1 protein-coding gene is annotated in these 896 nt (G+C 41.0%); it reads left to right on the top strand.

Features of this window, described 5'->3' with window-relative positions; all coding sequences use genetic code 11:
- The coding region (locus ACLPIE_RS22525) for an ISL3 family transposase (protein WP_430263847.1) at positions 1 to 868 on the top strand (868 nt) is incomplete at its 5' end.
- Positions 869 to 896 lie beyond the last annotated feature (28 nt).

The raw sequence follows: 896 nt of genomic DNA on the forward strand, positions 1-896 counted from the left end.
CGTTGATGCGGTGAGAAAACAGCTTAAACTGAGTTGGAATGCGGTTGACAATATTATGCGCCGTGCCGTTAATAGAGGTCTTTCTCGACAAAATAAAACACAGGCATCAAAGCATCTGTGTGTTGATGAAGTGGCCTTTAAAAAGGGGCATGAATACATTACGGTTATCTCAGATACGTACGGTCAAGTTCTGACGCTTGAAGATAATCGCGGGGTTGAAAGCCTCTCCCGCTATTTTAATCGCTTAAGCAATAAACAATTAACGTCGATTAAAACAATATCAATGGATATGAGTTTAGCCTATATCAGTGCAACGCGGGTTCATCTGGATAATGCGGTTGAAAAAATTGCTTTTGACCATTTTCACGTAGCCAAAATGCTGTGTTCCGTGATTGATAAAACCCGTCAAAACGAACTCAATAAAATAGCCAGAGAGAACAGAAAACTCGCCCATCGTTCCCGTTATCTTTGGTTGCATCGTCGACATAAATTAAATGAAAATAAACGCGTACGCCTTGGGTTAGCCCAACAGGTTTTACCTGAAACAAGTCTGTGCTGGGCCATGAAAGAGCTTGCCCGAGAACTTTGGTATCGACCTTACGACAAGCACAGTAAAAGCTACTGGTTAGAATGGGTCGCAATGGCAAAGCAGGTAGGCATTCCACTACTATCAAGTGCGGCAAATAGCATTTATAAAAGGCTATACGGCATATTAAATGCGATGAAACACAAGGTCTCAAATGGAAATGCAGAGTCACTAAATAGTAAAATTAGATTATTGAGGATCAAAGCAAGAGGTTATCGAAATCAAGAACGATTTAAAACAGCAGTGATGTTTCACTATGGTAATTTAGATATGGGATTTTGAGTCTGACCACCATGATCGGGGAAGACCC

The sequence above is a fragment of the Providencia sp. Me31A genome (genome assembly GCF_050487165.1).
GTDB lineage: Bacteria > Pseudomonadota > Gammaproteobacteria > Enterobacterales > Enterobacteriaceae > Providencia.